Genomic DNA, 25,543 nt, shown 5'->3' on the forward strand with positions numbered 1-25,543 from the left:
TCCATGAAAACGCGCGCAGCCGTCGCATTCGAGGCGGGAAAACCACTTGAAATCGTTGAAGTCGATCTCGAAGGCCCGAAAGCGGGCGAAGTCCTGGTGGAGATCAAGGCGACGGGCATCTGCCACACCGATGAATTCACCCTGTCGGGCGCTGACCCGGAGGGGCTTTTCCCGGCGATTCTGGGGCACGAAGGCGCCGGCGTCGTGGTCGATGTCGGACCCGGTGTCTCAACCGTCAAGAAAGGCGATCACGTCATTCCGCTTTACACGCCGGAATGCCGCGAATGCCCCTCCTGCCTGTCGCGCAAGACGAATCTCTGCACGGCCATTCGCGCAACGCAGGGTCAGGGCCTGATGCCCGACGGCACGTCCCGCTTCTCGCTCGATGGCAAGCCGATCCACCATTATATGGGCTGCTCGACCTTCTCCAATTTCACGGTCCTGCCCGAAATCGCTGTCGCCAAGGTCAATCCCGACGCGCCCTTCGACACGATATGCTACATCGGTTGCGGTGTGACGACCGGCATCGGCGCGGTCATCAACACGGCGAAGGTGGAGATCGGCGCGACGGCCGCTGTCTTCGGCCTCGGCGGTATCGGCCTCAACGTGATTCAGGGCCTGAAGCTCGCCGGCGCGGACATGATCATCGGCGTCGATATCAACAATTCCAAGAAGGAATGGGGCGAGCGCTTCGGAATGACCCACTTCGTTAATCCGAAGGAAGTCGATGACGTTGTCGCGGAAATCGTCAATCTGACCAAGCGCGGAGCCGACCAGATCGGCGGCGCGGACTACACATTCGACTGCACCGGCAACACGACGGTCATGCGCCAGGCGCTGGAGTGCTCGCACCGCGGCTGGGGCGAATCGATCGTCATCGGTGTCGCGGGTGCCGGTCAGGAAATCTCTACCCGCCCGTTCCAGCTGGTTACCGGCCGGTCCTGGAAAGGCACGGCGTTCGGCGGCGCGCGCGGGCGCACCGACGTTCCGAAAATCGTCGACTGGTATGTTGACGGCAAGATCGAAATCGATCCGATGATCACGCACAAGCTCACGCTGGACGAGATCAACAAGGGCTTCGATCTGATGCATGAAGGCAAGTCGATCCGCGCGGTCGTGGAGTTCTGATGCTCTTCAGGCCCACGATCGCCGGCAGCCTGCCGAAACCTGGCTGGCTGGCGGAGACGGAGAAACTCTGGCCGAAATGGAAACTGGAAGGGCCCGATCTCGACCAAACGAAACGCGACGCGGCCCTCATCTGGATCAAGCTCCAGGAGGATGCCGGCATCGAGATCGTCTCGGACGGCGAACAGTTCCGAACCCATTTCGTGCACGGCTTTCTGGAAACGGTCGAAGGCATCGACTGGGACCTGAAAACCAAAATGGGTATCCGCAACAACCGCTACGTCGTGGATGTCCCCACCGTGACCGGCCCGCTGAGGCGAGGCCGGCCGGTCCACCGCGACGAAGCCGCCTATTGCCGGGAGCACACGAAAAAGGGCCTGAAATGGACCCTTCCCGGCCCGATGACGATCTGCGATACGCTTGCCGACGGCCACTACGGCAAACGCGCCGACATGGCGATGGCGTTCGCCGACGTCCTCAACGAGGAAGCCCGGGAACTCGAAGCCGCCGGCGTCGACACGATCCAGTTCGACGAACCCGCCTTCAACGTCTTCATGGACGACGTGAATGAATGGGGTATCGAGGCGCTCGAACGCGCCGCACGCGGCCTTAAATGCACGACGGCCGTTCACATCTGCTACGGCTACGGCATCGACGCGAATATCACGTGGAAGGAAACGCTGGGCTCCGAATGGAGGCAATACGAGGCGATTTTCCCGGCGATCAACGCCTCGGCGATCCGTCAGGTTTCGCTTGAATGCGCCAACTCCCGCGTGCCGATTTCGCTGATAGGGCTACTGCCGGACAAGGATCTCCTCATCGGCTGCATCGACGTGGCGTCAACCGAAATCGAGACCCCCGAAACAGTGGCCGGCATCATCGACGAAGCGCTGAAACACGCGGACGCAGAACGCATCTATCCCTGCACCAATTGCGGCATGGCGCCGCTGTCGCGCGATGTCGCGGCGGCGAAACTCCATGCGCTCGGCGCGGGAGCCGCGCTTGCCCGCGCCCGCCACAGATAACGCCGAAACCGGAGCAACCATAGCATGTCGGATACCGATAGACCGGTCATCTATGTGGATGCCGACGCCTGTCCCGTGAAAGAGGAAATCATCCGTGTCGGCGAACGTCACGACCTCGTTGTCACCTTCGTTTCGAATGGCGGGCTTAGACCTTCGCGCGATCCCATGATACGACACGTCGTGGTTCCGAAATCCGCCGACGCCGCAGACGACTGGATCGCGGCGGAAGCGAAACCGGGGGACATCGTCGTTACCCAGGACATTCCGCTCGCCGCGCGTTGCGTCGAAAAGGGTGCTCTCGTCCTGGGAAACAGCGGCCGCGAGCATACGCCGGAAACGATCGGCATGGCGGTGGCGATGCGCGATCTCAAGCAGCATCTTCGCGAAACCGGCGAGGATGGCGGATACAACAGGGCGTTTTCGCGCGAGGACCGGTCGGCCTTTCTTCAGGCCCTCGACCGCATGTGTCGCCGCGCCATGCACGGATAACAGAACGAAGTCAGGAAGTGGAAATGAAGACAGTCTCCGAATCGAAGGTCCATGGCGGCATCCAGGGCGTTTACAGCCACGAATCGTCTGAAACGCGCTGCGACATGACCTTCGCGGTCTTCGTGCCACCCCAGGCGGCGTCTGCGCCCTGCCCGGTCCTCTGGTATCTCTCCGGCCTCACCTGCACGCATCAGAACGTGATGGACAAGGGCGAGTACCGTCGCGCCGCCGCCGAATTGGGCCTCGTCATCGTCTGCCCCGACACCAGCCCGCGTGGCGAGGACATTGCGGACGAAAAGGATGACTGGAAGATCGGCACCGGCGCGGGGTTCTATGTTGACGCGACCGAGGAGCCGTGGGCCGCGAACTACCGCATGTATTCCTACATCACGGACGAGCTTCCCAAGCTCGTGGCCGGCAAGTTCCCGGTCGACATGGACCGACAGGCGATTTTCGGCCATTCGATGGGCGGACACGGCGCGTTGACCATCGCCCTGAACAATCCGGACCGCTTCCGATCCTGTTCGGCCTTCGCGCCGATTGTCTCGCCCTCCACCGCCGACTGGGCGAGCAATGCCTTTGCCACCTATCTCGGCGGCGACCAGAGCGCATGGCGCGCTTATGACGCCTGTGCGCTGGTCGAGGACGGCAAGCGCTTCGACGAGTTTCTCATCGATCAGGGCGATGCCGACCAGTTCCTCGACGACGGCCTGCGACCATGGCTCTTCGAGGATGCATGCCGCAAATCGGGTATTGCGCTGACGCTTCGCATGCAGCCCGGCTACGACCATTCCTATAATTTCATCTCCACATTCGTGGAGGATCACCTGCGCTGGCATGCCAAGCGGCTCGGCGCGCAAATTACATGACGGGAAAAAAATGACCGAAACCACGATCTTCAGTTCCACCCCCGATGCCGACACGCTCGGCGGGCGGCTTTCACGCGCCAGGGATGCGAGCGGCATGTCCGCCGCCCAGTTCGCGCGCCGCCTCGGCGTCAAGACCGCGACCGTTCAGGCCTGGGAAAGCGACCGCTCCGAACCGCGCGCCAACCGGCTGTCGATGATCGCCGGCCTCCTCAATGTCAGCATGCCATGGCTGCTGCACGGTGTCGGTGAAGCGCCGACGGACGATCCGCGCAACGACGCGATCAACATCCTGCGCGGACAGTTCGAAAAAGTCCGCCGGCTTCACGAGGAAACCGGCGCGACACTCAGCCGTATCGAAGACGAACTGCTGCGCCTGCAGAGGCGGCGCGAACTCTAGCCAAGCGTCGTCGAGGCGCTCAGGCGACCTTTTCGAGCAGCGGATGCAGCGCGGGGTGGATATGCGGCGACTCCCGCTTCAGGAACCCGAGGAGTTCCTTCTCGTTTTCGTGCAGAACGCCGTCGCGCCCGATACGCTCGACGAGCCATTCGGCTTCCGGCGCGTCGATCTTCTCGCTTGAGCCGCTTGCGGTTTCCATACGGGCGTTGCGATCGCCCCAATAGCTTTCCGAACCGGTCTCCAGCTTCACCGCCTCGATATGGGCATCGAGGCTGCCGGCGAACATCTTCGAGAAGAACCGACCGAGATTGACCGACGTGTCGCCGAGCCACTCTTCGCGGCGCAAAGCCTCGTCGCGGTTGGGCGGTGTGTAACCGGATGCGGCCATGAGCGAGCAGGCCACGGCCTTGGTGAAGAGTTCCGTCCACGAGAGATGATTGTCGGCTTCGCGGGTGCTGTCGTTGATATGGAACAGCACCTCGGCCTCTTCGCGGGTGATCGCCACATTGCCGTGCCCGCCAGACGCATAGAGAATGCGCCGCAGGATTTCGACCTCGTGTTCGCCGATCACACCGGGCGTCAGCGTGCGTCCGCGTGCGATCGAGCCCTTGCCCTCTATGACCGCGATTGCCACCTGGTCGAGCGCAAAGGCCGCCAGATGGGCCGGAACATGGTGCGCCCGTTCGATCACCTTGATCAGCAGTTCGAATTCGGTCCGGTAATCGACCACGCCGTCATGCGAGATCGAATCGACCAGCCATTCCGCGTTGGCGTTGGAAATGTATCCACGCGGCGCTTCCTGCTCGACGACGTAATCGACAATCGCCTCGACAAAGAATTCGCGCCAGCTCTCCGGCTTGTCGGTCACGAGATGATCGAGCGCAAAGATATCGCGCGCTTCCTCGCGATTGACGACACCATTGCGGTAGACTTCACGGCGCAGGCGCAGAACGTCGGCATCCGTCACGGCCTTGCGTTCGATCAGTTCGGCGATCGGCCGTGCATGTTCGAAATTGTCCATAGTCCGTCCCCGCAGGTTCGAGTGAGACCCCAATCGGACACACAATAGCGTTGCGGCTTTGACATTTGGCTAAACGCCATGGTTAAGCAGCGCTTCCGTCACTTGGTTAAGAAAGAAACCCGGCAAATGGTATCCGGCAGCACGTTCGACCGGCTTGCAGACGCCTACAACAAGGCGCTCGAACTGGAAAAATCCGGCAAGGCGGACGAAGCGGCTGAGCTTTACCGCAAGTGTCTGGAAATCGACCCGTCTGATACATGCGGCGCGTCCGTCCGCCTTGCGTCCCTTGGCCTCGGCGATGCGCCGGACAAGGCCCCGGACGCCTATGTATCGACGCTGTTCGACCAGCACGCCGAGGTCTTCGACGACATCCTCACCGGCGATCTCGGCTATGCCGTACCGATGCAACTGGCCGATATTCTCGGCGGCGATCCTGATCTGAATTTCTCCCGCATGCTCGATCTCGGCTGCGGAACGGGCCTGTCCGGCATGATGCTGGGCGAGATATGCGATCACGCGACCGGCGTCGACCTGTCGGAAAAGATGATCGACATGGCCGACGAGCGCGCGGTCTATGACGCGCTGTTCGTCAACGAGGCCGTGCATTTCCTTGAAGAGTGGGAGAAGGCACGCAAGACGGAAGAGACGGACGACTACGCGCCGTTCGACCTGATCGTCGCCACGGACGTCTTGCCCTATATCGGCGCGCTCGAACCGTTCTTTGCCGGTGTCGCATCGAACACGCCCCCCGGTGCCTGCTTTGCCTTCTCCGCCGAAACCATGGATGACGTGGCGATGGCCGGAAAACCCTGGCGCGTGACCCCCAACCAGCGCTTCGCGCACAGCGCGGACTATCTGAAATCGCTCCTCGATAAATCCGGATTTTCCCGGATCACCAGCTTCGAGCCGATCACCGTGCGCAGCGAACAAGGTGCGCCTATACCGGGCTGGCTCGTCGTCGCCTGGAAAGATCAGTCCGGCTTGTAACCGCGGATCATCTCGCGCTTGCCCGCATGGCCGGGCCGTTTTTCGACGATGAAACCGGCAGCCTGCAGATTACGCCGCACCCATCCGGCCGCGGTATAGCTGGCGAAGGTTCCGCCCGCCCGCGTGTGATCGCCGACCGCCTGCATGAGGTCTTCCGACCACATCTCCGGGTTTTTCGACGGTGCGAAACCGTCGAGATACCAGGCATCGGCGATCCCGCCCCATGCCCGAACGCCGTCCAGGGCAGCGCCGACCACCACGGTCAGGCTCGTCTGCGCATCGAGCCACCAGGTCGCCGGCGCTTCCGTCAGTTCTGACCAGCGACCGAGCATTTCCCCGGCAAGCGGGGTCAGCACGGGCCAGGGCGAAAGCGCGCGCTCGATCTGTCCGGACGTCATCGGGAACGCCTCGAAGGAAACGTAGTGAAGTGCCTGCCCCGGCACACGACATTCCTTCCAGCTTCGCCACGTCTCGAGGAAGTTGAGCCCGGTGCCGAATCCCAGCTCTCCGATGGTGAAATCGGCAGCGCCATTCCACCGCTCCGGCAACCCGTTGCCGCCCATGAAAACATGATGGCACTCCGCGCGACCGTCGGCCCGCGAATAGAAATGGTCGCCAAACTGCTGCGAATACGGCATATCGCCGTCGAACCAAGTCACATCGTCCCGTTTCAGATCAGCCATGCCGTCCGTCTCGATTGCCAGTTCCCGCGACATCGCCATCATAGGCGGCGGAATCGTCGGCCTTTGGACTGCATTCCTCGCCGCGCGGCAAGGGCTTTCGGTCACCCTGCTGGAGAAACGAACCATCGGCGCGGGCGCCAGCGGCGGCCTGCTTGGCGCGCTGATGCCGCATCAACCGACCGGCTGGAACGCCAAGAAGCAATTTCAGCTCGACGGTCTTCTGTCGCTGGAAGCTGAGATCGAGGCTATCGAAAGCCTGACCGGCATGCGGGCCGGGTATCGGCGCTGCGGCCGTCTTATGCCGATCCGCCACGCGGAAAAACGCCGGCTGAGCGAGCAATGGGTGCAAGCATCGCAGGAAAGCTGGCCCGCGCCATTTCGATGGCAGGTGACGGACCAGACACCCGATCCGGGCTGGCTGCCGCAAGATCAGATGCAACACGGCGCCAATATCGACAGCCTGTCGGCCCGGGTCGATCCACGCGCGCTTGTCGCAGCGCTCCATAAGGCCGTCGCCCTGTCCGGTATCCAAATCCTGGAGAATACCGAAGTCAGTTCGGTCGAGAACGGCGCGATTACCCTGACAGACGGCTCTGTTCTCGCGGCAGGCCGCTCGATCTTGACGGCCGGATGGGAGAGTTTTGGCCTGATCGACAGCCTGTCCGGTCGGGGTGTGAAGGGACAGGCGGCGCTGCTTCGCCCAGCCCGGCCCGTGGATCCGTCGGCGCCGATCCTCTACGACAACGGCACCTATGTCATCGCGCACGAAAACGGCCTTGTCGCCATTGGTTCGACCTCGGAAAACGAGTTCGACGACACCGCCTCGACCGATGAAAAGCTGGAGGCTGTCATCGCGCATGCCATGGAGATCTGTCCGGCTCTCGAAAACGCAGAGATCATCGAACGATGGGCGGGCATCCGTCCTCGCGCCGACGGGCGGGAGCCGCTGGTCGGGCCCCTGCCCGGCCGTGACGACCTCCTTGTCGCGACCGGCGGTTTCAAGATCAGCTTCGCCATCGCACATCTGATGGCCAGGGCCGCCCTGATGCAGGCTTGCAGCAAGACACCCAACTTTCTGCCGGACCTGTTCCTGCCGGAAAACCGTCTCAAGCCTCGCTCTGGCTGAGCGCGCGGAAGAAACGCCGGCTATCCTCGCCGATAGCATCAATCCTGTCTTCGCCCATCTTGTCGAGCGATGTGTAGATCATCCGCATGCGAAGGTTGTTCCGAAATCGCGGACGGTTCCCGATCAGGAAATTCCAGTAAAGGTAGTTGAACGGACACGCCTTTTCGCCGTTCTTGCGTTTGACCGAGTAGCGGCATTTGCCGCAATAATCCGACATCCGGTCGATATAGGCTCCGGACGCGGCATAGGGCTTGGAAGCAACCAACCCGCCATCGGCATGCAGGATCATGCCGACGACATTCGGCATCTCCACCCACTCATAGGCGTCGTGATAGACGGCCATATACCAGTCCTGAACCTGTTTGGGGTCGAGGCCGGCGAGAAGCGCGAAATTACCGATCACCATCAGCCGCTGGATATGATGCGCATAGGCGTTGTCCAGCGTCTCGGTGATTGCCTGGCGCATGCAGTTCATCTGCGTCTCGCCGGACCAGAAGTACTCCGGCAGGTCGCGTGTCGCGTCGAGGGCATTCTCCTGCCCATACTCCGGCATCTTCAGCCAGTAGATGCCTCTTATGTACTCCCGCCACCCGATAACTTGCCGGACGAAGCCCTCGACCGCATTCAAAGGCGCATCACCGTCATTCCAGGCGGCGATCGCCTTCTCGCAACATTCGCGCGGGTCGAGAAGCCCGCAATTGATCAGGGCCGAAAGATGCGAATGGTAGAGCAGCGGCTCGCCCTGCTTCATCGCGTCCTGATAGCGCCCGAATTCCGGAAGCGCCTCCGTGACAAACCAGTTCAGGTAATGCATCGCCTGCCGGCGGGTCACGGGATAGTTGAACGGCTCGAGCCTGCCGATGTGATCGCCGAACGATCCGTCCACCAGGTCCAGGACATCCCGCGTGATATCGTCCACCGCGTAGTGCGGACGTTCGGGAATCGTCGCATCCTCCGGCAGCGGCTCGCGATTGTCCTTGTCGTAGTTCCACTGCCCGCCTTCGGGGCCGCCATTGGCGTCCATCAGGTAACCGGTCTTTCGACGCATCTCCCGATAGAAATACTCCATGCGCAATTCCTTGCGCCCAGAAGCCCAGTCAGCGAACTCCGACGCCGTCGCGATGAAGCGCTCATCCGGCCTGAGATCCAGTTCGATGCCCGGTTCGTCCGCCCATGCGCGCTGCATTTCGAGAACGCGGTACTCAGCGCCCTCGGTGGCGATGACGGTCGAGATGTCGTGCTTCCGGATCGCCTGCCGCAGCGCGTCTGTCAGCGACCGGACATCGCCATCCTGGCCGAAGTGGCGGTATTCGACCTCATAACCATCGCTGCGCAATCCCTCCGCGAAATGGCGCATGGCCGAAAAGAGGAACGCGATTTTCTTCTTGTGGTGGCGCACATAGGTCGCCTCCTCGGCGACCTCGCACATCAGGACGATATCGTCTTTCTCAAGCCCCTTCAGGCATGAGAGATCGCGGGACAACTGGTCGCCAAGAACGAACCGAAGCGTCTTTCCCATCGAGAACCCCTTTCACCGGGCTCTACGGCAAGGGGCATGCGCCGGTTCACGAAACGCATGAAAAAACCGCCGGAAGCGTCTGCTTTCCGGCGGTTTATCGATCGGCTGAAACTCAGCTTATTCGCTGGCTTCTTCAGCCTTTTTCTTTTTCGGCGCGGCCTTCTTGGCGGGCTTTTCCGCGTCGGTCGCGGCGTCGTCCTTCTTGGCGGCGGCTTTCTTCGGCGCCGCCTTCTTCTTCGCCGGCTTGGCCTCGGCGGTCTCTTCCTCGTCATCGGCCATCAGCTCTTCCTTGCTGACGGTCTTGTCGGTGACGGAAACCTGCTCGAGCAGGTGATCGACGGTTTTCTCCTCGAAGATCGGCGCGCGCAGATTGGCGACCGCGTCCGGGTTCTTCTTGAAGAATTCGAAGACCTGCTGTTCCTGGCCCGGATACTGGCGAACCTGGTTCATGACAGCCTGCTGCAGTTCCTGCTCGCTGACGGTCACGCCGGCCTGCTCGCCGATCTCGGACAGGACGAGACCGAGACGCACGCGGCGTTCGGCGAGACGCATATATTCCTCGCGCGCCTCGTCCTCGGTCGTGTCCTCATCCTCGAAGGTCTTGCCGGCTTCCTGCAGATCGTTGGAGATCTGCGCCCAGATATTGTTGAACTCCGCATCGACCAGCTTGGACGGCGAGTCGAACTTGTACTCTTCGTCCAGCGCGTCGAGAAGCTGGCGCTTGACCTTCTGGCGGGTCATCGAACCGTACTGACTCTCGATCTGCTCGCGAACGACCTCGCGAAGGCGTTCCGCGCTCTCGATGCCAAGCTTTGTGGCAAGTTCGTCGTCGATGACGATCTCGCCGGCGCTCGCCACATCCTTGACGGTCACGTCGAAGGTGGCTTCCTTGCCGGCCAGGTGCGCCGCACCGTAATCCTCGGGGAACGTCACCTTGACCTGAGTCTCGTCGCCGGCCTTCTTGCCGACGAGCTGCTCTTCGAAGCCCGGAATGAACTGGCCCGAGCCGAGCACGAGATTGGCGTCCGTATCGGTGCCGCCCTCGAAGGCCTCGCCGTCGACCTTGCCGACATAGTCCATCGTCACGCGGTCGCCGTTCTCGGCCTTGCCCTTCTTGGAGGTGTATTCGACCGCCGACTGGGCGATGCGCTTGACCTGCTCCTCGACTTCCTCGTCCGGAATGTCGACCACTTCACGAGTGACCTTGATGGAGGAGAAATCCTTGACCTCGATCGGCGGGATGATTTCGTACTTCATCGAGAATTCGAAATCGGCGTCGCCGGTCAGGACCTTTTCGGCTTCCTTCTCGTCCTCGGTCATGTCGATTTCCGGCTGCGTGGCGGATTTCTCACCACGTTCGGAAAGCAGGGAGCGAGGCGTCTCGTTCAGGATTTCGTTGACGATTTCCGCCATGAAGGACTTGCCGTACATCTTGCGCAGATGGCCGACCGGCACCTTTCCGGGCCGGAATCCCTTGAGCTGCACCTTGCCCTTGGCGTCTTCCAGGCGCTCGCCCAGCTTGGACTGAAGGTCTTCCTTCGGGATGACGACCTTGATTTCGCGTTTCAGCCCTTCATTGAGGGTTTCGCTTACCTGCATTGTTCAACCTTCATTTTCTTGCCGCCTGCATCCGCGTGCGCGGATCGCATGGCCTTGGTTGCCTTCCCCGACGGGATGGTGGTGCGGATAGAGGGAGTCGAACCCCCACGCCTTGCGGCGCTGGAACCTAAATCCAGTGCGTCTACCAGTTCCGCCATATCCGCAGTGTTCGTGGACATGACGAGCATGCCGCTTGATCGGGCGTCTATAGCACCGCTCGCGCGCCGATCAATGAAAAAATGCCCGGATTCGCGCCACCGCAGCGTCCGCAATGCCTAAAAAAGGCGTTCCGTGAAGATGGTTTCTCCGTCCTGCCGAAGCGCCTTGATCTGTGCCCTGCCGTCATCGGCGACCGCCACGACGATTTCGGTCACCGCACGGTCACGCATTCTCTCCTCGATTTCAGGCGCAACGTGTTCCGGCGTGTAGAACCGTTCGATGCCGTACAGAACGAATGCCGGCGTGTTGGTCGACGCCATGCGGAAACGGGTTTCACCACGAATCCAGACGTCGCCATCCGCACGGTCGTCCGGCAGGCTTCCCACGACCGCCTCCTTCGCGGTCCAGAAACCGTCATCGTCCTCCTCCACACGAACGAAGATGGTCGTGCCGGAATCGAAATAGTCGACGACCTGGTCCTTGTAGAGCAGCGGCGGGATGCTCGAGATCAAGTAGTTGAGGCGCACATAGCGACCGCGCAGCAGATCGCGAGGGTCGATCGGTTCCGTCTTGAGAACGATTTCGTGCCCGTCGCGCAGGATCGCCGCGCGATCGGCAATCATCCAGCCGAGAACGCCGCACAACGCGACAACGGATGCCAGCGCGGACGCGAGAAGAAAGGGCTTCCTATGCATTGGTTGCCTCCTTCGACTTTCGCGCCTTCCACAACCGCTCCAGCCGGTAGACCACGAAGGCGATCACCGCGAGGACGAGACCGAGCGCCAGGAAGAAGCCGGACGTCCCGAGCATCGAATAGACGGTCTCCCCATAGACGATGAACACCTCGCCGACGAAGACCACATAGGAAATGTAGCGGATGACCCGCCTGTCCCGGCCATACGCATAAAGCGCGGCGAGAACGAAAATGACGGCCAGGCACGAAACCACGATCAGCCCGGCATCCGTGTCCAGTTCTCCGTGCAGGAAGGCGATGGAAAGCAGCCCGACGGCGAATTGCCCGCCCGCGCGCTTCGCGGAGAGAGGCGATATGCGGTTCGCCACCTCGGGCAGGAACCGCCCGGCGAGGATCGCGACCAGCGACAACACGTAGATAGCCACCCAGACCGCGATGCGGACTTCGGGCGGGATCGAATCGTAGAGATCGGCGACATATTTCAGCACTTCCCAGGCAAACGGCACCAGCCCGACAAGTCCCGCGAGATAGAGGACGCGCCTGAGCCACCGGGCCTTTGTCAAAATCGCGAAGGCGATGCCCGCCCCGATGGAGATGGCGAAGACCAGGAATTGCAGGGACAACAGGTTGCCCGCTTGCGGACCCTCGAGATGCCAATAGGTGATCCAGCCTGCGGCAACCGCGACCAGCGCGCGCGACCGGACCGCGAAGCCCGACAAGCCCAGCCCCGCCGCATAAAGCAGGGCGGCGTCCCGAGTGTCTCCAGAAATGTGGTACATCTGCCCGACAAGCGCCACGCCGCCGATGAATGCCGCGCCGCCAACCAGATAAAACGCTTCCTCGACGAGCGTCCGGCGCAGACCGAAACGCTGCCGGACGAACGCTCCGCCAAGATATCCGAACGCGACGATCGCCATCACACCGGACACCCGAACGAGCCTCGGAACGTACTCCCAGTTCGCTGCAACAAAAATCAGCACCGCGGCCGCAATGGAGATCGCGGCAAAGAACGCGACGACCTGGAAGAACGAGAAACGCCGCGCCGATTTGGTGGCGTGCGAGCCCCGCGCACGCGCCATTCCGGCGCCAATGTCGTCGCGAAGTCGCGTCGCGGTCTCGGCATCGACCACGCCACGCTTTTCCCAGTCCTCGATCTGTCTTTCGATCAGCGTCGCCACAGCGCGAAAAGTCCTGTTTTTCAGATGTTTATCACCATGGTGAAGTTTTACCAAGAACCCCGAAACACAGCTATTTCATGCAATGCACAAAACGCATGGGTGCTATGCAATTTCATCGCTTATTTTTTCAGCACGAAGTGCCTATCTACGCGCCATTGCAAGAACAAGAACAGATCATCACGACAAGGACAAGACCATGAACTTCGTACGCTCTTTCTCCGAATGGCGCCGCTACCGTGCAACCTGCACCGAGCTCAACAAGCTGACGGCCCGCGAACTGAACGACCTCGGCATCAACCGTGGCGATATCCCGTTCGTCGCGCGCAAAGTCACCCGCGCCTGAGGCATACCACCGAATTCCGTCGGGCCTTCTTTCTCCCGGGCCTGGACGGCGCAGGACGCGCGACCCGATCTCCTCCCTCCAGGGGTCGCCGCTCCGAATAAAAGCCACCCGCTGCCGGTTACCGGCGGCGGGTGTTTTTTTGACGGTGCGAAGCGGGCCGCGCAGAATGGTCCATTCGTCCCGCTTTGTGCATTGCACAATATGCATAGCTGCGTTGCAGCATCGACGCTTATCAAATCGGTTAGAATGACTATCTTGGGGTCACAACAACAAAAACAAAAACACGAACGACCCCAAGCCCACGAAGTGGATATGAAAATGAACCTCGTACGCTCTTTCAACGAATGGCGCCGCTACCGCGAGACCAGCCTTGAATTGAAACGCCTCTCCGGCCGCGAGCTGGAGGACATCGGTTTCGCCCGCGGCGATATCGCCAGCGTCGCCCGCCGCGCAGCCCGCGCCTAAGACGAAAACAGTTTCCGTCAGGGTCTATCCTCCTCCCAGACCTTGTCGGTTAAAGGAGCGCAATCCTATCCTCCTCCCAGGATTGTTGCTCCGAAAGTAAGACACCCGCCGCACCTCCTCCCGCGGCGGGTGTTTTTCATTTCTTGAAGCGTCATCCGCGACGCGTTATCTCCTCGCCATGACAATGCGTCCCATTCATATCGTCGGTGGCGGTCTCGCCGGCTCCGAAGCCGCCTGGCAGATTGCCGCGCGCGGCATTCCGGTCATCCTTCACGAGATGCGTGGCGTGCGCGGCACCGAGGCGCACAAGACAGACGGCCTCGCCGAACTGGTTTGCTCAAACTCGTTTCGATCCGACGATTCCGAATACAATGCCGTCGGCCTGATCCATGCCGAGATGCGCATGGCAAATTCCCTCATCATGCGTTCCGCCGATGCCAATCAGGTGCCGGCCGGCAGCGCGCTGGCGGTCGATCGGGACGGCTTCTCGGATGCGGTGACGGAGGCGATCGCGGCAAACCCGCTGATTACGGTCGTGCGCGAGGAGATCACCGGCCTCCCGCCAGCCGACTGGGACCTCGCCATCATCGCCACCGGACCGCTGACAGCACCCGGCCTTGCCGATGCCATCGCAGCCGAAACCGATTCGGATGCCCTCGCCTTTTTCGATGCGATCGCGCCGATCGTCTATTTCGATTCCATCGACATGGACACGGCCTGGTTCCAGTCGCGCTACGACAAGGTCGGTCCTGGCGGCACCGGAAAAGACTACATCAACTGCCCGATGGATCGCGATCAATACGAAGCCTTCATCGATGCGCTGATCGCCGGCGACAAGACCGAATTCCGCGAATGGGAAGGTACGCCCTATTTCGACGGGTGCCTGCCGATCGAGATCATGGCCGAGCGCGGACGCGAGACGCTGCGCCACGGGCCGATGAAGCCGATGGGCCTGACCAACGCGCACAAGCCCGACGAGAAGCCTTATGCCGTCGTGCAGCTTCGCCAGGACAACGCACTCGGCACGCTTTACAACATGGTCGGGTTCCAGACCAAGCTCCGTTACGGCGCGCAATCGGAGATACTCCGGATGATTCCGGCGCTTGAAAACGCCGAGTTCGCCCGTCTCGGCGGCCTGCACCGAAATACCTACCTCAACTCCCCTGTACTGTTGGCCGGAGACCTGCAGTTGAAGAGCCGCAAGGGCCTGCGCTTTGCCGGCCAGATCACCGGTTGCGAGGGGTATGTGGAATCGGCCGCCATTGGTCTTCTTGCCGGGCGTTTCGCAGCCGCGGACAGGCTGGGTGAACCCGTTCTCCCGCCGCCCGCGACCACTGCCTTCGGCGCGCTCCTCAACCACATCACCGGCGGTCACATCGTTTCCGACGACGAGAAGAAGCGCTCCTTCCAGCCCATGAACGTGAATTTCGGGCTGTTTCCGCCGCCGGACGCGGGCGCGATGAAGAAGCCCGAAGGCCATGAGGGCCGTTGGCGCGGCAAGGACAAGGCACTGGCGAAGAAACGCGCCATCACCGAGCGTGCAAAGCGCGATGCCGCGCAATGGCTGGAAGCTGTCCGCCCGCGCGAAGCTGCGGAATAAAAAACTCACTTTTCCTGTTTCTTCGGGGTTTTCGGGGTTCCGTTTTGGCGGTCCCCGTTCCTATACTTCCCCATGAGCAACAACGACGGACCCCGCATCCGTCGACGGCAACGCCAGCATTTCCAGATCATGAGAGCGCTGAGCTCGGCACCGAAGGTGCAGCACGGCGCCCTGCCATGGCGATACGTCGACGGCACAATCGAAGTCATGCTGGTCACGAGCCGGGATACCGGTCGCTGGGTCATCCCCAAGGGCTGGCCGCATGACGGCATGTCGTCTGCCCGGTCCGCCGCACAGGAAGCCTTCGAGGAAGCCGGCATAACCGGCGCGATCACAAAGAAGACGATCGGACGGTTTCACTACCTGAAGTTCATGGGCGACTCCGACGCGATCGACTGCATCGTCCACGTTCACGCGCTTGAGGTCGAGGAAGAACTATCCAGCTGGCCCGAAAAGAGCCAGCGCACGCGGCGCTGGTTTCTGCGCCCCGAGGCTGCCGATCTCGTAGACGAACCTGAACTACGCGACGTCATCCTGAACTTCACGCCGTAATCCCGAACGCTCTTGCCGCAGACCGCGCGAAGCGACTACACCTCATGTTCGCTCGCAACCTAATCCACGGACGTTATGCAGGAAGAATCGAAAAAGCGATCCATTCTCAGGCGCGCCACCGAAGTGCTGAACATTCCGGCGCTCATGGCGATACCGCCGCGCGTCCAGTATGGCGCGCTGCCGTGGCGCATGCGTGATGGAACGCTGGAGGTCCTGCTTCTGACAAGCCGCGGCACCGGCCGCTGGGTTATCCCGAAAGGCTGGCCGCACGACGCGCTGTCATCGGCACAGTCGGCCGCGCAGGAAGCCTGGGAAGAGGCCGGCATCAAGGGTCCGATCACGGCCGAACCGGTCGGCTCCTATCACTACGAGAAGATCCGCGACGAGGGCAGCGCGGTCGATTGTATCGTCTATGTGCATGCGCTGGAGGTTCGCGAAAACCTCGACGACTGGCCGGAAAAGAAGCAGCGCGACCTGAAATGGTTCGCCCGCGACGAGGCGGCGCATTCGGTCGCGGAGCCGCAATTGCGCGACCTGATCCTCTCCTTTCTGCCTCCGCTCCCCTATTCCTGATGTAATCCACGATTTTCTGGCTGTGATCGGCAATCCTGGCGGAGCTTTGCCCGTTCGCCGATTGTGGAAACCGTCATCGAACTGTTACATCGAGGCTCCCGAAAGGCCTTTGTATGTCTGTCCGATCTCGTCTGCGCAAGAAAGAAACCCTCGACAAGGATCTCGACAAGATCGTCCGCTTCGAGGAAGCCGCCGGTCATGTCTCGCGCGGATTGGCCGGTCCGGGGCTCAGCCTCCTTTTCATCGCGGCAGCGGCGCTGTTTGCCGCCGTCTATGTCTCCGGCGAGCATAACAGCGTCATCATCATCATTGCCGCCATGCTCGGCGGCTACATGGCGCTCAACATTGGCGCCAACGATGTCGCCAACAATGTCGGCCCCGCGGTGGGATCGCGCGCCCTGTCGATGGTCGGCGCGCTTGCGATCGCGGCAGTCTTCGAGAGCGCGGGCGCCCTGATTGCCGGCGGTGATGTCGTTGGCACGATTTCCAAGGGCATCGTCGATCCGGCCACGGTCTCCGACACCGGAACATTCATCTGGGCCATGATGGCCGCCCTGATCTCCTCGGCGCTCTGGGTCAATCTGGCAACCGTTCTCGGCGCCCCCGTCTCCACGACGCATTCCGTCGTCGGCGGCGTCATGGGCGCGGGGATCGCGGCGGCAGGTTTTTCCGCCGTCAACTGGCCGACAATGGGCGCGATCGCCGCAAGCTGGGTAATCTCGCCGGTCCTCGGCGGGGTCATCGGCGCGGCCTTCCTCGCCTTTATCAAGATCAAGATCATCTACCAGGACGACAAGATCGCTGCATCCCGGCGCTGGGTTCCCGTTCTGCTCGGTGTCATGGCCGCCGCCTTCTCGGCCTATCTCGCCATGAAGGGCCTGAAGAAGATCATCCACCTTGACGGTTTCGTCATCATCGCGATCGGTGTGGGCTTCGGCATCGCGACCTATGCGCTGACCAAGCCGGTGATCCGCCGCCAGTCAGAAGGCATGGAAAATCGCAACCAGTCGGTGCGCCACCTGTTCTCCATTCCGTTGATCTGCTCGGCAGCACTGCTATCCTTCGCCCATGGCGCCAATGACGTCGCCAACGCCGTCGGCCCCCTCGCCGCGGTTGTCCACACCGCCGAGGCCGGCGAGGTGTTGGCCAAAGTCTCCATTCCGTGGTGGGTCATGCTGATCGGCGCGATGGGCATTTCGATCGGCCTCGTGCTGTTCGGACCGAAGTTGATCCGAATGGTCGGCGAACAGATCACCAAGCTCAACCCGATGCGCGCCTATTGCGTCGCGCTGTCTGCGGCCGTCACGGTCATCATCGCGTCCTGGCTCGGTCTTCCGGTCTCCTCTACCCACATCGCGGTCGGTGCGGTCTTCGGCGTCGGCTTCTTCCGCGAATGGTACACCTCCAAGTCGAAGCGCCGGCGCGCCTACATGTCCCGCAAGCTCGGCAATGTCCGGCCGAACGGAGAGCCGCGTCCGCACCCCACCGCCGTCTCGCAGCCCGAGGAAGCACGCCGGCGCATGCTGGTACGCCGGGCTCATTTCACGACCATCGTGGCGGCCTGGGTCATCACGGTGCCGGCCGCAGCCATGTTGTCCGCCGTGATCTTCCTTTTGCTGGATGCGGCCTTCTAGGGCGGCTATACCGCCATTCATGCGCACGCTCACCACGATCGCCTTCGACGCCGACGACACGCTCTGGCACAACGAGCGCTTCTTCCAGGATAGCCAGCGGCGTTTCGCGGAGCTCCTGAGCGCCTTCGCCGACGAAGGAATGGTCGAAGCCGAACTGATCTCCGCCGAACGGCGCAATGTCGGCTTCTACGGCTTCGGCGTGAAGGGTTTCACGCTCTCGATGCTGGAAACGGCGACGACGCTAGCCGGAGACGACCTGCCCCCGTCGGTCATCCGCGAGATCCTCGATCTCGGCAAGACGATGCTGGAACACCCGGTCGAATTGCTGCCCGGCGTGGTCGATGCGCTTCGGCGTCTGGGAGACGATTACACCCTGCTGGTCGTCACCAAGGGCGACCTGTTCGACCAGGAGCGCAAGCTGGTGCAATCCGGCCTCGCCGACCATTTCGCCCATGTCGAGATCGTCTCCGACAAGACGCCGGACACCTATCGGCGCGTCTTCGACCGGCACGGCCACGGTCCGCAACGCGCGATGATGGTTGGCAACTCGCTGAAATCCGATGTCCTGCCCGCGCTGGAGGCCGGAAGCTGGGCGGTGCATGTGCCGCACGAACTGACCTGGGCGCTGGAACATGCCGAGGAACCGGTCGGTCATCCCCGCTATCGCAAGGCCATTGCCCTGTCCGCCCTGCCTGCCCTGATCTCGGAAATTATCGACGAATAAGGCCTATTCGCCCGGGACAAGCGCGTCCTTACGCGGTTCCAGCGCCTCCGCACCCGGCAAACCCGGCATGCCGGCCTGGTCGGGATGCAGCCGCACATAATCCGCCTTCAGGTCTTCCGAGCCCTTCCGGCTGCCGTCATGGCTCCAGCCCGGCGGCATGAACAGATAGCCGAGCCGCTGGCGCATTGTCAGACCGGGCTGAAACGCATCGCGCAGCATGTTGACCCATTCGTGGAACGCCACCTTGAACGGATTGAACGTGCCGATGTTCTTGACGATGCCATAGCGCGGCATGTCCTCGTCCAGCTCCTCGACGAAGGAGCCGAACATGCGGTCCCAGATGATCAGCGTACCGGCATAGTTCGAATCGAGGTACCGCGGATTGGTCGCGTGATGGACCCGGTGATGCGACGGTGTGTTGAAGATCAGTTCGACCGGCTTCCACATTTTTCCGATTGCTTCGGTGTGGATCCAGAACTGGTAGACGAGGTTGAGACCGCCGACGAAAGCGATCATCAGCGGATGAAACCCGATCAGCACCAGCGGAATCCGCAGGACGAACATGCCGGTAAAGGTGCTCGTCCAGCTTTGGCGCAGCGCCGTCGACAGGTTGTAGTGCTGCGAGGAATGATGATTGACATGCTCGGCCCACACCCAGCGCGAGCGATGCGCGATACGGTGGTACCAGTAGTAGCGAAGGTCATCGAGCAGGAAGCAAAGCGCCACCGCCCACCAGGAAAAGCCGAAATCATGGATCCGGAACTGCCAAGCCCACATCAAAACGCCAAAGGCGACGAAGCCAAGCAACAGCCCGGAAACGACATTACCCGTTCCCATCAGAAGTGAGGTCAGCGTGTCGCGTGTCTCGAACCCCGCCTTGCGCTCCGCATGGGTGAGTTTCAGATAGGCGAGTTCGGCCAGTATCGCGATGATGAAGAAGGGAATCGCGATCTGGGTCACATCGGGATAGTTCGGAATTAGCTGGCTCAGATCCATCATGCCGCTCGCTGGTTTGCGGATCGGTCGAGTGTCGAGGAAAACAGGCCGGCGACGATCTTCGCCGTTTCGTCATCGTCGAAATGTAGCTCGGCGCGCGGCCATGTGATGTCGCCGGTATCGAGATCGACTGCGCCGTCCTTTTTCGCGTTCGGAGACGCGGCGATCTCTCCGCGATTGACGAACCGCGTCAAATATTTGCTGCCGATCGCGTGAACCAGCCCGACATGACCGTCATCGGTCTCCAGTACGGCGTCGCGCCGATCGGTCGACAGGATGCAGCGCGATATCGCCACCTCGGGATAGTCGATCGCAAAACGCTCAAGCGCATCCTGCTCGCTGCCAAGCTCGGCCGGGCGCGATCCGCCCGTCAGATGCACAACAAGCACGATCAGCGCGATTCCACAGGTGACGACGGCCACGAGTACCGGTAGCGGCAAGCGCACTCCTCCCATGCTTCCCCTCGCGCGATCCTAGCCGTTTTGACTTTAACGTCAACGTCAGGAAATCGCCCGGCGCATGAAACGCCACTGGGTCCGCAGCGGTGTGAGCGAAACCGGCGTTTCGGCCGCGTCCGCGCCGGCTTTTATCGCCCGTTCGAGGACCGGTAAGACCACTGCCAGCGGCAAAAAGGCCACGCGCAGCGTTTTGGCATGCCCGGCGACATGCTCTTCCGCCCTTGAAAGATGATCGCGCCCAAGCTCCGCAAGAATCGAAACCGCGCGTCCGGCGGCATCCCGGTTGCTTCCCGAAAGCCAGGCGCCGGAATCCGTGCCGGCAGCGGCGAGAATGTCCGCCGGGATCAGCACCCTTCCCTGCTGGCGATCATGAGGCAATCGCCGTATCAGCCGCGAGATGCCATAGGCGACCCCGGCGTGCCCGGCCGCATCGGCGGTCTTCGGATCGTTTCCGTCCGCGAGAATTTGCGCAGACATCTGGAAAACCGCCGAGACCGTCTCGCCGAGATAGCCCTCCAGCGCCGTCCGTTCCGTTATCGGGTCGTGATAGAGATCGAAGGTCCGCGCCTCGAGAAGGTTCTCGAACGCTCCACGCGGAAGCTTGTAGTGTTCGATGGCATCCAGCAGCGCAGCGCCGACCCGGTGCTGGCGCGCTTCTCCATCCCGCTCGCCCGAGACGGCGTCGCGCCACCATTGCAACCGGATTTCGCCGGGCATCGGCTCGGAAACGAGGTCCCGAATACGCGATATTTCAAGATCGAAGGCAAACAGGGCCGCCAATGCAGGCCGCTTTTCGGCGGACGCGAACAGGACCGTCAGATAACGCTCGCGGTCGCCTTCGCGCAGAAGGCCGAGACAATGATCGAAATGTTCGGCCATGGCGCGTCCGTCACGGATTTTCGACGGCGATCAGCGCGGCCGCGACCGCGCGATCCTCCGACAACAGGACATTGTATGTCCGCACCGCAGACCCGGTGCTCATTGCGTCGGTGACGACGCCGCGCTCGCGCAGCAATGCCTGCAATTCCTTCGGCATGCGCCGGAACTCGGTACCCATGCCCACCAGCAGCACTTCGATTTCGCCCGCCTCGTCGAGCACGGCCGACAGGTTGGCTTCCGAGATACCGTCCGGTCCGGTCACGTCCCACCCATGCACGCCGGACGGCAGGCACAGGATCGAGCCGCGATGCGACATGTCCGCGAACCGGAAACCGCCCGCGCCATAGGCATCGATGGGCGGCCTGCCGGGGTAATGCGCATCCCGTATCTCGATACCTTTCGCCATCGGCGATCAGGACGTCCCGAAGTCGACCGGCTGCGTGGTCGCCGTCGCGTCCTTTTCCTTGTCGTCGCGGTCGAGCGCACCCGGCCGCAACTTGAACAGGATCAGCAGCGGCGCAGCGATGAAGATCGACGAATAAGTGCCCACCACGACGCCGAAGATCATCGCCGCGACGAAGGATTGCAGCACCTCGCCACCGAAGAAGAACAGCGCCATCAACGCCAGCAAGGTCGTCAGCGAGGTCTGGATCGTGCGCGGCAGCGTCTGGTTCATCGACAAGTCGAGGAGTTCGGGAAGCTGCATCTTCTTGTATCGTCGCAGATTCTCGCGCACGCGGTCATAGACCACCACCGTGTCGTTCAGCGAATAACCGACAATCGTCAGAATGGCCGCGATACTCGACAGGTTGAACTCCAGGCCCGTCACCACGAACATGCCGATGGTCAACAGCACGTCGTGCGTCGTCGCGATGATCGCGCCGACGGCGAACTGCCACTCGAAACGCAGCCAGATATAGACCAGGATCGCCAGAAGCGCCGAGACGACCGCAATCGTGCCCGCACGCGCCAGTTCGCCGGAAACGGTCGGACCGACGACCTCGACGCGGCGGAAATCGTAGTCCGCTTCCAGTTCAGAGCGCACATTGGTGATGACGGTCTGCTCGGCATTCTCGCCGCCGCCCTGCGCTTCGATGCGGACAAGCACATCGCGCTCCGTCCCGAAGCCCTGAACCTGCACGTCGCCAAGATTGAGGTTATTCAGCCGCGCGCGAATGTCGCCGATATCGGCTTGCTCCGACTTCGACTGGACCTCGATCAGCGAGCCGCCCTTGAAGTCGATGCCGAGATTCATGTTGACGGTCGCGAACAGCACCATGGATGCGATCACGAGGACCGCCGATCCGGAAAAGGTGATACGGCGAAGCCACATGAAGGCGATGCGCGTACCTTCCGGCACGAAAGTGACGGGACCGCGCGGCAGTTCCTTCGGCTTCTGACGGCGTACCCAGAACGCGATCATCCAGCGCGTCAGAACGAATGCGGTGAAGACCGTCGTCACGATACCGATGGCCAGCGTCACCGCGAAGCCCCTGATCGGGCCGGACCCGAGATAGAACAGTATCACCGCGGCGATCAGCGTGGTCAAGTTGGCGTCGACGATCGTCGCGAGCGCTTTCTGGAAGCCGGTATCGATCGCCTGGATGACGGATCGGCCTGCCGCGCGTTCCTCGCGTATTCGCTCGAAAATCAGAACGTTGGAATCGACCGCCATGCCGACGGTCAGGACGATACCGGCAATGCCGGGCAACGTCAGTGTCGCCCCGAGACCGGAAAGCGCGGCAACGACCAGTATGACGTTCACGATGAGCGCGACATTCGCGACCAGTCCGAAGAACCCGTAGGCCAGGAACATGAAGGCCACGACAAGGATCGAGCCGATGATGCCGGCGATCTCGCCCGCCGCGACGGAGTCCGCGCCAAGGCTCGGACCAACCGTCCGTTCCTCGACGAATGTCGGCGTCAATGGCAGCGCGCCGGCGCGCAGGAGAATGGCAAGGTCGTTGGCGCCCTCGACCGAGAAATTGCCGGAAATCTGCCCCGAACCGCCAAGGATCGGCTCGTTGATCACCGGCGCGGACACAACCTGGTTATCGAGGACGATGGCGAAGGGCCGCCCGACATTTTCCTGTGTCGCGCGTCCGAAACGCTGCGCGCCCGTGCCGTCGAAGCGGAACGTGACGATCGGTTCGTTGGTGCGCTGGTCGAAACCGGCCTGCGCATCCTCGAGATTCTCGCCGGTGACGATTTCGCGCGTCTCGATGAGATAGGGAATGGGCGGATCGTCGGTCGAATAGAGCACCTCCGTACCCGCCGGCGGCCGCGTGTTGATCGCATCCTCGACCGGCGTCGTGACATCGACCATCTGGAAGGTCAGCCGCGCGGTCGTTCCGATCAGGTCCTTGAGGCGCTGCGGGTCGTCGAGACCCGGCACCTGCACGATAATCCGATCCGTGCCCTGACGCTGGATGACCGGTTCGGTCGTGCCGAGTTCATCGATACGGCCTCGAATGACTTCAACGGTTTGCGTCACCGCCTGCGCCATGCGGTAATCGATGCCCTGGTCGGTGATATTGAACTGGAAAAGGCCGGGTTCGGGCTCGTCCCGCGTCACTTCCTGCAGGATGCCGCCGGACAAAAGGCCGCCGGAGACGGGCTCGGTCAAGGAAGCAAGGGCCGTCTTGGCTCTCTCGATGTCCGCTTCGTCGCGAATGCGAACGGTCACCGTCTGTCCCCGACCGCTCAGGCCGGTATAGCCGATGCTGTCCGCACGCAGCAGCCGCCGCACGTCGTCGCGCACCGTTTCAAGGCGGTTTTCTACGAGTTCCTGGCGATCAAGCTTCAATTGCAGATGGACGCCGCCCTGAAGATCGAGACCCAGCGCCAATCGGCTTTGCGGCAGGAACCCCGGAAAGGACTGCAGCGTGGTCGGTGCGAAGAGGTTCGGGATCGCGAACAGGATCCCGACGACAACCGCCAACCAGATCAGCACGGTTTTCCAGGGTGAAAAATAGAGCATGTCGCTACAGTCTCGCCTTCAATGACGCGGTCGAAGCGGACGCCGTCGCGTCCGCTGCCGCACCTGCCGTGCGTAATGCGCCATGTTTAAGGCGCAGGGGCCGCGGCCCTTGTTATTTTTTCGCCGCGTCGTTCGCCGCGACCGGTTCGCCCTTGACGCGGACATCCGCGATCATCGAGCGAATAACCCGGATCTTCACGTTCTGGGCGATCTCGACTTCGACTTCCGTGTCGTCGACGACCTTGGTCACCTTGCCGATAATCCCGCCACCGGTCACGACAGTGTCGTTGCGGCGGACCGCCTTGAGCATTTCCTCGCGCTTCTTCATCTGCGTGCGCTGCGGCCGGATGATGAGGAAATACATCACCACGAAAATCAGCAGGAAAGGCAGGATGCTCATGATGATGTCTGCGCCGCCGGCTGAACCACCGGCCGCCTGCGCATAGGCGGGTGTTACGAACATGAAATACTCCGTGGACCCGTGCCGAAGCACGGCTTGAAAATTTGTCGCGAATATAGTCAGCAAATGCCCCAATGCAACCACAAGCGGACTGTCCGTGACCCGCAAGGCACTGTTCGCAGGAGGAAACCGCCATGACCGACGCCATCGCCGCGCTGAATGCGAAACTCGACCGGCTCGTCGCCGCGATGGAACGCATGGCGCCGCCTGAACCGCAGGCGCCCGACTTCGCCGCCGCGGAGTGCTTTGTATGGGATGCAAACCTTGGCGCTCTGGCCCCGGTGCCGGTGGTCAATCGTGTGGAAATCGCCCTCATCCGCGGTGTCGACCGGGTCCGCGACATCCTTCTCGACAACACCCGCCGCTTCGCGGAAGGACTGCCCGCAAACAATGTTCTGCTCTGGGGCGCGCGCGGTATGGGCAAATCGTCGCTGGTCAAGGCCTCGCACGCCACCGTGGCGACGGAAACGGGCACGCCGCTCAAGCTTATCGAAATCCACCGCGAGGATATCGACGCACTGCCGCGCCTGATGCACATCCTGAAATCGGCCGACGCGCGCTTCATCGTCTTCTGCGACGACCTCTCCTTTGACCAGGACGACACCTCGTACAAATCACTGAAGGCTGCGCTCGACGGTGGCGTCGAAGGGCGGCCTGACAACGTCATTTTCTACGCCACCTCGAACCGCCGTCACCTGCTGCCGCGCGACATGATCGAAAACGAGCGCTCGACGGCGATCAATCCGTCGGAGGCCGTGGAAGAGAAGGTTTCGCTGTCCGACCGTTTCGGCCTGTGGCTCGGGTTCCACAAATGCAGCCAGGACGACTATCTGGCGATGGTCGAAGGCTATGTGCGCCATTTCGGGCTGGAAATCGAACCGGAGGAGTTGCGCCGCGACAGCCTGGAATGGGCGACGACGCGCGGAAGCCGGTCCGGACGCGTCGCCTGGCAGTATGTGAACGATCTGGCCGGCCGTCTCGGCCAGCGCCTGGAAGCGGGCTCTTAGG

General features: G+C 62.0%; 27 protein-coding genes and 1 tRNA gene. 15 read left to right on the forward strand and 13 right to left on the reverse strand.

All coding sequences use genetic code 11. The features are described from left to right. Window positions 1-3 precede the first annotated feature (3 nt). Genes LC343_RS15115 through LC343_RS15135 form a run of 5 tightly spaced genes read left to right on the forward strand, consistent with a single transcriptional unit; the run spans window position 4 to window position 3,905 of the window. Window positions 4-1,128: an S-(hydroxymethyl)glutathione dehydrogenase/class III alcohol dehydrogenase gene (locus LC343_RS15115; protein WP_223477987.1), complete on the forward strand. Its 1,125-nt coding sequence runs from the start codon at window positions 4-6 to the stop codon at window positions 1,126-1,128. Further along, window positions 1,128-2,150 (forward strand): methionine synthase, encoded by a 1,023-nt coding sequence (locus LC343_RS15120; protein ID WP_223477988.1) that lies wholly within the window; start codon window positions 1,128-1,130, stop codon window positions 2,148-2,150. Before LC343_RS15115 ends, LC343_RS15120 begins: the two co-directional genes overlap by 1 nt. Before the next feature lie 24 nt (window positions 2,151-2,174). Then, on the forward strand, window positions 2,175-2,639 hold the full coding sequence (locus LC343_RS15125) for a YaiI/YqxD family protein (RefSeq protein ID WP_223477989.1): 465 nt from the start codon (window positions 2,175-2,177) through the stop codon (window positions 2,637-2,639). A gap of 23 nt (window positions 2,640-2,662) precedes the next feature. Next, window positions 2,663-3,508: an S-formylglutathione hydrolase gene (fghA, locus tag LC343_RS15130; protein ID WP_223477990.1), complete on the forward strand. Its 846-nt coding sequence runs from the start codon at window positions 2,663-2,665 to the stop codon at window positions 3,506-3,508. Between the two features lie 10 nt (window positions 3,509-3,518). Beyond that, the gene (locus LC343_RS15135) at window positions 3,519-3,905 is read left to right on the forward strand and encodes a helix-turn-helix domain-containing protein (protein ID WP_223477991.1); all 387 of its coding nucleotides are present in this window, start codon (window positions 3,519-3,521) and stop codon (window positions 3,903-3,905) included. Between the two features lie 19 nt (window positions 3,906-3,924). On the opposite strand, the gene LC343_RS15140 is transcribed toward LC343_RS15135, so the two are convergent. Then, window positions 3,925-4,926 (reverse strand): hypothetical protein, encoded by a 1,002-nt coding sequence (locus LC343_RS15140; RefSeq protein ID WP_223477992.1) that lies wholly within the window; start codon window positions 4,924-4,926, stop codon window positions 3,925-3,927. Window positions 4,927-5,052: 126 nt separating this feature from the next. Between LC343_RS15140 and LC343_RS15145 the strand changes: the two genes are divergently transcribed. After that, entirely contained in the window at window positions 5,053-5,913 is an 861-nt protein-coding gene (locus LC343_RS15145) for a class I SAM-dependent methyltransferase (RefSeq protein WP_223477993.1), read from the forward strand. Here LC343_RS15145 and mnmC2 read toward each other — a convergent pair. Beyond that, the gene (gene mnmC2 / locus LC343_RS15150) at window positions 5,898-6,596 is read right to left on the reverse strand and encodes a tRNA (5-methylaminomethyl-2-thiouridine)(34)-methyltransferase MnmC2 (protein WP_223477994.1); all 699 of its coding nucleotides are present in this window, start codon (window positions 6,594-6,596) and stop codon (window positions 5,898-5,900) included. The genes LC343_RS15145 and mnmC2 overlap by 16 nt on opposite strands. Between mnmC2 and LC343_RS15155 the strand changes: the two genes are divergently transcribed. Further along, entirely contained in the window at window positions 6,595-7,722 is a 1,128-nt protein-coding gene (locus tag LC343_RS15155; protein ID WP_223477995.1) for an NAD(P)/FAD-dependent oxidoreductase, read from the forward strand. The genes mnmC2 and LC343_RS15155 overlap by 2 nt on opposite strands. Here LC343_RS15155 and LC343_RS15160 read toward each other — a convergent pair. From LC343_RS15160 to LC343_RS15180, 5 genes are all read right to left on the reverse strand, one after another. Continuing rightward, on the reverse strand, window positions 7,703-9,241 hold the full coding sequence (locus LC343_RS15160; protein ID WP_223477996.1) for a cryptochrome/photolyase family protein: 1,539 nt from the start codon (window positions 9,239-9,241) through the stop codon (window positions 7,703-7,705). The two genes, LC343_RS15155 and LC343_RS15160, sit on opposite strands and share 20 nt — an antisense overlap. 117 nt (window positions 9,242-9,358) lie before the next feature. Further along, a complete protein-coding gene (gene tig / locus LC343_RS15165; protein ID WP_223477997.1) occupies window positions 9,359-10,840 on the reverse strand; it encodes a trigger factor in 1,482 nt (493 codons plus the stop codon). A 79-nt stretch (window positions 10,841-10,919) separates the two neighbouring features. After that, window positions 10,920-11,004: transfer RNA gene (locus LC343_RS15170), tRNA-Leu, on the reverse strand. A gap of 111 nt (window positions 11,005-11,115) precedes the next feature. After that, window positions 11,116-11,694, reverse strand: coding sequence for a GDYXXLXY domain-containing protein (locus LC343_RS15175; protein ID WP_223477998.1), 579 nt, complete (start codon window positions 11,692-11,694; stop codon window positions 11,116-11,118). Beyond that, window positions 11,687-12,871, reverse strand: coding sequence for a DUF2157 domain-containing protein (locus tag LC343_RS15180; protein WP_223477999.1), 1,185 nt, complete (start codon window positions 12,869-12,871; stop codon window positions 11,687-11,689). The genes LC343_RS15175 and LC343_RS15180 overlap by 8 nt, the downstream gene beginning before the upstream one ends. A gap of 196 nt (window positions 12,872-13,067) precedes the next feature. On the opposite strand from LC343_RS15180, the gene LC343_RS15185 reads away from it, so the two are divergent. The 7 genes from LC343_RS15185 to LC343_RS15215 all read left to right on the forward strand — a co-directional run bounded on the left by LC343_RS15185 (window position 13,068) and on the right by LC343_RS15215 (window position 18,762). Then, window positions 13,068-13,214 carry a DUF1127 domain-containing protein gene (locus tag LC343_RS15185; protein ID WP_223478000.1) on the forward strand — a complete coding sequence of 49 codons (147 nt, stop codon included), beginning with the start codon at window positions 13,068-13,070 and terminating at the stop codon, window positions 13,212-13,214. 318 nt (window positions 13,215-13,532) lie between these two features. Then, entirely contained in the window at window positions 13,533-13,679 is a 147-nt protein-coding gene (locus LC343_RS15190) for a DUF1127 domain-containing protein (protein ID WP_223478001.1), read from the forward strand. 178 nt (window positions 13,680-13,857) lie between these two features. Beyond that, entirely contained in the window at window positions 13,858-15,279 is a 1,422-nt protein-coding gene (trmFO, locus tag LC343_RS15195) for a methylenetetrahydrofolate--tRNA-(uracil(54)-C(5))-methyltransferase (FADH(2)-oxidizing) TrmFO (protein ID WP_428982562.1), read from the forward strand. A 129-nt stretch (window positions 15,280-15,408) separates the two neighbouring features. After that, window positions 15,409-15,831 carry an NUDIX hydrolase gene (locus tag LC343_RS15200; protein ID WP_223478003.1) on the forward strand — a complete coding sequence of 141 codons (423 nt, stop codon included), beginning with the start codon at window positions 15,409-15,411 and terminating at the stop codon, window positions 15,829-15,831. 75 nt (window positions 15,832-15,906) lie between these two features. Beyond that, on the forward strand, window positions 15,907-16,404 hold the full coding sequence (locus LC343_RS15205; protein ID WP_223478004.1) for an NUDIX hydrolase: 498 nt from the start codon (window positions 15,907-15,909) through the stop codon (window positions 16,402-16,404). 113 nt (window positions 16,405-16,517) lie between these two features. Next, on the forward strand, window positions 16,518-18,038 hold the full coding sequence (locus LC343_RS15210; RefSeq protein WP_223478005.1) for an inorganic phosphate transporter: 1,521 nt from the start codon (window positions 16,518-16,520) through the stop codon (window positions 18,036-18,038). A gap of 19 nt (window positions 18,039-18,057) precedes the next feature. Continuing rightward, window positions 18,058-18,762: an HAD family hydrolase gene (locus LC343_RS15215; protein ID WP_223478006.1), complete on the forward strand. Its 705-nt coding sequence runs from the start codon at window positions 18,058-18,060 to the stop codon at window positions 18,760-18,762. A gap of 3 nt (window positions 18,763-18,765) precedes the next feature. Here the strand turns inward: LC343_RS15215 and LC343_RS15220 are convergent, their stop codons facing one another. The 6 genes from LC343_RS15220 to yajC form a co-directional block, all read right to left on the reverse strand. Continuing rightward, window positions 18,766-19,761, reverse strand: coding sequence for a sterol desaturase family protein (locus LC343_RS15220; protein ID WP_428982563.1), 996 nt, complete (start codon window positions 19,759-19,761; stop codon window positions 18,766-18,768). Continuing rightward, window positions 19,758-20,198 carry a hypothetical protein gene (locus LC343_RS15225; protein WP_223478007.1) on the reverse strand — a complete coding sequence of 147 codons (441 nt, stop codon included), beginning with the start codon at window positions 20,196-20,198 and terminating at the stop codon, window positions 19,758-19,760. The genes LC343_RS15220 and LC343_RS15225 overlap by 4 nt, the downstream gene beginning before the upstream one ends. Window positions 20,199-20,258: 60 nt before the next feature. Beyond that, on the reverse strand, window positions 20,259-21,095 hold the full coding sequence (locus LC343_RS15230) for a phytoene/squalene synthase family protein (RefSeq protein ID WP_223478008.1): 837 nt from the start codon (window positions 21,093-21,095) through the stop codon (window positions 20,259-20,261). 10 nt (window positions 21,096-21,105) lie between these two features. Beyond that, window positions 21,106-21,501, reverse strand: a complete 396-nt coding sequence (locus tag LC343_RS15235; protein ID WP_223478009.1) for an Mth938-like domain-containing protein — start codon at window positions 21,499-21,501, stop codon at window positions 21,106-21,108. Between the two features lie 6 nt (window positions 21,502-21,507). After that, entirely contained in the window at window positions 21,508-24,075 is a 2,568-nt protein-coding gene (gene secDF, locus LC343_RS15240) for a protein translocase subunit SecDF (protein ID WP_223478010.1), read from the reverse strand. 112 nt (window positions 24,076-24,187) lie between these two features. Continuing rightward, window positions 24,188-24,538, reverse strand: coding sequence for a preprotein translocase subunit YajC (yajC, locus tag LC343_RS15245; protein ID WP_223478011.1), 351 nt, complete (start codon window positions 24,536-24,538; stop codon window positions 24,188-24,190). Between the two features lie 131 nt (window positions 24,539-24,669). On the opposite strand from yajC, the gene LC343_RS15250 reads away from it, so the two are divergent. Then, complete coding sequence (locus tag LC343_RS15250) at window positions 24,670-25,542, forward strand: ATP-binding protein (RefSeq protein WP_223478012.1); 873 nt, start codon at window positions 24,670-24,672, stop codon at window positions 25,540-25,542. The last annotated feature ends 1 nt before the right edge of the window (window position 25,543 follow it).

The sequence above is a fragment of the Oricola indica genome (assembly GCF_019966595.1).
GTDB classification, from domain to species: domain Bacteria; phylum Pseudomonadota; class Alphaproteobacteria; order Rhizobiales; family Rhizobiaceae; genus Oricola; species Oricola indica.